This window comes from Streptococcus sp. HMSC10E12 (assembly GCF_001807855.1).
GTDB classification, from domain to species: Bacteria; Bacillota; Bacilli; order Lactobacillales; family Streptococcaceae; genus Streptococcus; species Streptococcus salivarius.
In genome coordinates this window covers 172,339-178,338 of the sequence record NZ_KV791089.1, presented here as the reverse complement: position 1 = coordinate 178,338, position 6,000 = coordinate 172,339, and the positions used below count along the sequence as shown (strand labels likewise).

Annotated in this window: 4 protein-coding genes and 3 pseudogenes; 2 read left to right on the top strand and 5 right to left on the bottom strand. The window is 40.0% G+C overall.

Going from position 1 to position 6,000, the window contains the following annotated elements:
- The 5 genes and pseudogenes from HMPREF3112_RS10995 to HMPREF3112_RS10990 all read right to left on the bottom strand — a co-directional run.
- A pseudogene (locus tag HMPREF3112_RS10995) lies at nucleotides 1-592 on the bottom strand (transposase); the annotation flags it as partial.
- Nucleotides 593-667: 75 nt separating this feature from the next.
- On the bottom strand, nucleotides 668-1,702 hold the full coding sequence (locus tag HMPREF3112_RS05580; protein WP_048675708.1) for a sensor histidine kinase: 1,035 nt from the start codon (nucleotides 1,700-1,702) through the stop codon (nucleotides 668-670).
- Nucleotides 1,699-2,397 (bottom strand): response regulator transcription factor, encoded by a 699-nt coding sequence (locus HMPREF3112_RS05575; RefSeq protein ID WP_037611630.1) that lies wholly within the window; start codon nucleotides 2,395-2,397, stop codon nucleotides 1,699-1,701. Before HMPREF3112_RS05575 ends, HMPREF3112_RS05580 begins: the two co-directional genes overlap by 4 nt.
- Nucleotides 2,398-2,477: 80 nt before the next feature.
- The gene (locus HMPREF3112_RS05570) at nucleotides 2,478-4,565 is read right to left on the bottom strand and encodes an SSURE domain-containing protein (protein ID WP_070438585.1); all 2,088 of its coding nucleotides are present in this window, start codon (nucleotides 4,563-4,565) and stop codon (nucleotides 2,478-2,480) included.
- A gap of 225 nt (nucleotides 4,566-4,790) precedes the next feature.
- Nucleotides 4,791-5,300, bottom strand: a pseudogene (locus HMPREF3112_RS10990) (transposase family protein); the annotation flags it as partial.
- 226 nt (nucleotides 5,301-5,526) lie between these two features.
- Here HMPREF3112_RS10990 and HMPREF3112_RS11660 point away from each other — a divergent pair.
- On the top strand, nucleotides 5,527-5,655 hold the full coding sequence (locus HMPREF3112_RS11660; protein WP_256262666.1) for a hypothetical protein: 129 nt from the start codon (nucleotides 5,527-5,529) through the stop codon (nucleotides 5,653-5,655).
- Nucleotides 5,656-5,761: 106 nt separating this feature from the next.
- A pseudogene (locus tag HMPREF3112_RS05555) lies at nucleotides 5,762-5,905 on the top strand (Rrf2 family transcriptional regulator); the annotation flags it as partial.
- Nucleotides 5,906-6,000: the final 95 nt, after the last annotated feature.

Genomic DNA, 6,000 nt, shown 5'->3' with positions numbered 1-6,000 from the left:
TAAAGTTGATGAAGTTTCTAAAACCGAAGCCCAAGCGTTTGATGTCTTTGATCAACTTATTAGTTGCTTCAAGTTTTGCGTTTGAATAGTCTGTTTCTAGTGCGTTTTTGATGTATTGTTTGTGTCTAAGAAAAGTCCTAAAGACAGTTTGAAAATAATGATTGACGACATTTAAGTTTTCTTGAATGAGCTCAAAAAACTCATCTACTCTTTTCTCCTGAAAGTGAAAAAGCAAAAGCTGATAAAGAGAATAGTAGTCGGTAAGCTCTTCTGAAAGGCCTAGTGTCTTCTCAATGATTTCATGTGGTACTAAAGTTTGTCGGAAGGTTTGTGAGTAAAAAGAATTGAGAGATAACTTACGGCTGTCCTTTTGAAAGAGTCTCCAGTGATTTTTCAAGGCTCGATAGGGTAGTGACTTCTTATCGAATTGGTTCATAATTGCAATTCTTGTCTTTAAAAAGGCTCGACTAAGGTGCTGAATAATGTGGAAACGATCAAGAACGATTTTAGCGTTTGGAAAAAGCCTTTTGGCAAGTGGAATATAAGCCCCAGACATATCCATAGTGATAAACTGCACCTGTTGACGAGCTTCATGCTTTCCTGCTGCAATTTCGCACAAAGGCTGTTGTACCATGAAAAGCTAGATTTGTAAAGGGATTTTACGGTTTTATTTCAAACTAAGGCTGAATGTAAACTTGCTTCCTAAGCCATACTGACTTTCTGCTGTGATTTCGCCACCAAGCTGATGGGCTAGTTCTCGTGCAATTGCAAGGCCTAAGCCATGACCACCTGTTTTCATATTGCGCGAAGTTTCGACACGATAAAGGCGTTTATAGATCTTTTCCAAATCTTCAGGAAGGATCCCCTGACCCTCGTCTTTCACACTGATTGTCAGCTCTTGTTCTGTTAATTGGGCAAGAACCTCGATTCTGGTTCCTGGTTCTGAATATTTAAAGGCATTGTTTAACAAATTGACCAGAATGCGAGAAAGTTTGTCAGAATGGCTCTTGATTTTCGCCGACTCAGGTGACACTTGAATGTAAACATCTCGCTCTTCTTGTTCAATCTGGAGTTGAAATTCACTCATTGACTCAATCAACAGCTGATCTAAAAAGATCTCTTCGACTTCTTCATCAGCAGTATCTTGAGGTTGTGTATTAAGAGTCAAAACATCCAATTCCTCCACTAGCTTGTTTAGACGCTCAGTTTGCCGACCAATCGTGGATAAGTAGTGGAGCCGCTCCTCTTCCTTAATCACTCCATCTAGAATTCCCTCCACAGTAACCTGAATGGAGGTAATGGGAGTTTTAATATCGTGAGAGAGCTGCGCAATCATCATTCTCTTTTCTTGCTCGCTCTCATCAAGTGATTGAAAGGTAGCCTGCAATTTGTGGGACATGTCATTAAAAGCCTGGTCCAGCTCTTGAAATTCTAATGGGCCTTTGGTTTCAATTTCTGTGCTGAAATCCTTGCTTGCTATATTCTGAGCTTGTTTTTTCAAATGTTTCAGAGAAGAGAAAACAGGCGACAAAAGAAAGATGCTCACTGCAGCGCCAATGAAACTAGCAATCAAGGTCATTCCAACTAGAAAGTAAACTTCACTTTTATCAATCAACATTCGTTGGACTGCCCAGAAAACGACCAAAATAGTCAGTAAAGTAGACACTAGATAACCCACTAAAATATAGTTTTTTAATTTCATTTTCTACCTCTTGGTTTTTCCATCTTATAGCCCAAACCCCAGACAGTTTTGATAGCAGGAGCATTTGAATTCGTATACTTGGTCAATTTTTGCCTCAAAGCATGAATATGAACATTGAGTGTATTGGTATCATCCACATAGTCCTCTTGCCATACCTTCTCGTAAAGTTCCGTCTTTGAAAAGACTCTCTCAGGATTGCTGGCCAATACCCATAGAAGTTCAAAGGATTTTACTGTCAATTCCAAAGGTTGTTCCCCAAGGCGGACCTCATGAGTCACATGGTTGATTACCAAGTCACCAAACTCGATCTGTTCTGTCTCTCCCCCACGGCTAAGGCGACGCAAGATATTATTCACTCTTAAAACTAATTCGCGTGGGCTAAAGGGTTTGACTATAAAATCATCTGCCCCCAAACTTAATCCATAAATCTTATCCTGTTCGCTTGTCTTAGCAGTTGTAAAGAGGAAGGGTTGATTCGGGGCGATATACTGAACTTCACTGATAAAATCATAACCGTCCATATTGGGCATCATGATATCTGTGATAATAAGGTCGATAGATTTTTTTCTAAAAAGCTCTAATCCCTCTTTACCATCATGGGCGACTAAAACGTCATAACCAGCCTGTATAAGATAGCGGTTTTGAATATCTAGAATATTTATCTCATCATCAACCAGCAAAATTGTCTTTTTCATTTGACACTCCTTCGATAAAAACAGTGTTACACTTGCTTTAGTATAACACTGTTTTCTCTAATGTTTAAGTGATTTGAATCTTAATCTTCTCGTTTGGTTGTCAAACCCAAAAGTCCAACAAGCCCTGCCAAGGTTAGACCAAAGATACCAAGGCCAGCTGTAGCTGTTTTAGCTTCCCCAGTATTTGGTAGCATCGCTTTATCATCTTTTTTCATCATATTAGCCATTGGGCTAGAAGCTGGTTGATCTACTTTCATATCTGACATATGGTGATTTGTACCCATCATACCCTCAGTCGTACCTGTAGAGCCTGTTTCAGAAGGCTTCGTATTCATCTGACCTTGTTGAGATGGTATTGTCGCCATTTCTTTTCCACGAAGCTGAATCGTTACTTGACGAGTAGCAATCAGATTGGTCAAATCAGGTTTGCCGTCTTTAGCGCCATAGACTTTAACAGTAGCTAGATACGTATGGGTTCCGTTAGCTCGAACTTGCTCCAGCAAGGCCTGACCATCTTTGCCAACCGTATTGCCATTCAAATCCACTTCGTAGAAATATTGGCCTTTAGCCAAGCCTTCAAGTGGCAATAGAGCAGGATTTTTAGCTGTTCCGTTGTCTGACCACGGAGCCTTGTCTGAAGCTTTCAAGATTAGACGAGTCAACATGCCATCTCCACCAAAAGCTTCGTAGGGAATTACTTGGTTGACACCGGCCAAGAAAGGTCCAGGAACCTTAGCCTTATCAAGGTAGCTAGCTGGAACATCAATCATGTCTTTGATATTGTTAACAACAGACTCTTTAACCTGATTTGGTGTGGTCAAGCCATTCAAATTGACAGTAAAATCTTTAGTTGCTACGAGATTGCTCAAATCTGCCTTGCCATCTTTAGCGCCGTACACCTTGATAGTAGCTTTATAACTTTGAGTACCATTTTGTTTCAAGAAGTCAAGAAGCTCTTTATCTGATTTACCTTGAGTACCTGCCAAATCCACTTCATAGAAGTAAAGGCCTTTGCCCAATTTTTCTACTGGTGGGAGAGCAGGATTTTTAGCTGAGCCATTGTCTGACCATGGAGCCTTGTCTGAGGATTTCAAAATCAAACGAGTTAACATACCGTCACCAGCGAAGAATTCATATGGAATGACTTGGTTAACACCGGCTGTGAATGGACCAGGGAAATTGGCCTTGTCCAAGTATGTAGCTGGAACATCAACCGTATCTTTAGTGTTGTCGGCCACACCTTTTTGAACTTCAGCTGAGGTAGTCAAGCCGTTCAAGTTAACATCCAAATCTTTAGTTGCTACCAGATTGGTTAAGTCAGGTTTGCCATCTTTCACACCGTACACCTTGATGGTAGTTTTATAACTTTGAGTGCCGTTTTGTTTTAAGAGGTCAAGCAACTCTTTATCAGATTTTCCTTGGGTGCCTGCTAAATCCACTTCATAGAAGTAAAGACCTTTGCCCAATTTCTCTACTGGTGGGAGAGCAGGATTTTTAGCTGAGCCATTGTCTGACCATGGAGCCTTGTCTGAGGATTTCAAAATCAAACGAGTTAACATACCGTCACCAGCGAAGAATTCATATGGAATGACTTGGTTAACACCGGCTGTGAATGGACCAGGGAAATTGGCCTTGTCCAAGTATGTAGCTGGAACATCAACCGTATCTTTAGTGTTGTCGGCCACACCTTTTTGTACTTCAGCTGGGGTGGTTGCTGGTTGAGCTTCACTTGCTTCACGGTCTTGTCCAGAGACGGCAGGCGCAGGATTTGTCGCAGGTTCAACCACATCTTCTGTTTCTTTCTTAGATTCTGATTTTGCTTGCACTTCTTCTTTTGGTGCTACTACATGGTCTTCAGCAGTCACATCCGATTTTTCTGGAGAGCTTGTAGTATCCAAGCTTGCTTTAGGTGCTGAGTTTACCTGTTCTGAAGGAAGAGCTGTATCGACTGCTTCTTTGAGAAGTTCAGCTGGTAAGTCGCTCTTTTCACTCACCGAAGCAGCGTCTGGTACGACTTGAGCAGGGGTCGGATTGACGACATCGGCACGTGCAGAACTTGGTTGCCCAACTAGGACAAAGAAGCCACTAGCCACAACAACTGAGGCAACACCGACACTGAGACGGCGAATAGACCAACGAGTATATCTTTGATTTTGATTGAATTTCATAGGATTCTCCTTAGAGTTTTTCTTTATTTGATGGCTCTAGTATAATATCCTAAAATAAAAAAGGCTTAAGGCAAAGTTAAATTTTTCCTTAAATCCCTCTTAAAAATACTTATATTGATTCATTAATCATTGGGGAAGAAAGCAGCCCTTCCTCTCCAACTCACTCAGCTCTGTTAGAGTATCCAAATGTTAGTTATTAATCACCGCCATGATATAGGTATCTGCCTGTAAGAGGTCATAGTGCTTTCTAAGTTCTTGAGAGTATGAAAGCAGCTTTTCTAAAATCTCTTTATTGGTCAAGTGTGAGTAAAAAGTCGGGCGATAAAAACGTCTATCGCTGAGTTTACTACTATCCTGTTGAATGAGTTTCCAGTTACGAATGACTGTCGAAGTAGAGACAGATAGACTGTCTGCGATAGCCGTCATAGGGACTTTCTCGATTAATTTTTGAGTGATTTTCTGGTTGACGATGGTCGCGATTTGGTGATTCTTTTTGACTAAGGAAGTCTCTGAGAAAGCCATTTTCCCGCAGACTTTACAACGGAAACGACGTTTTCTTAATCGAATGAGTATCTTATAGCCTGCACACTCTAGATAGGGGATTTTAGATTCTTTTTGGAAGTCATATTTAGCCATTTGTCCTAAGCAGCGAGGGCACATAGGTGCAGGATAATCATCTAGCTTATCGATGACTTCTTTATGTGTTCCAGCATCAAAATAATCAAAAATCTTGATGTTCTTGTCTTTAGATTCTTTCTAATGTTGGTTTGGTCACTTTTCATTATAGGTCTTATGGGACTTTTTTTCTACAACAAAATAGGCTCCATAATTCCTATGGTGGTTTTACCCACTACAGAAATTATAGAGCCTTTTATTGCAGTTTACAAAGACTTTTTAAGGATTTTAATTGCATTTTCTTCAGTCTTACTTGTATAATGAATAAAAAAGTAAAAATAGTATTATGAAAAAGAAATGGAAGGTAGAGGCCAATTTCTCCAGCAGTGCAACGATTTCTTATATGCATGGAAGAGAAGTTTTCTGGATTGCTAAAGACAACTCCTTGATACTTCGTCAGCTTTTGGTACAATAGTATAAATTTACAAGAGGTGATTTATGATTTAGCAACACACGATTCCCATTTTAGAGTTTGACAACAAGTCACATGGCCTGATCATTTAAAAAAAGTGAAGTAAGGAAGTCTTGCTTTACATATCCTAATGATGATTAGTAAGAGCAAGGAGTCATTGCGTTCTAAAGCACTAGCAACTAGCGTTGGCACCAATGCTAGTCACATTCGAAAGGTAATCGCTTTTTTGAAAAATGCAGTTTTGCTTCGTTCCTAGCAAGAAAAAACAGTCCTCACTTTTAAAAAATAGAAAATAGGGGAGTTAAAAAGGATATAAACTGTAAAAGGTATAGCATTTTGGATGATGTA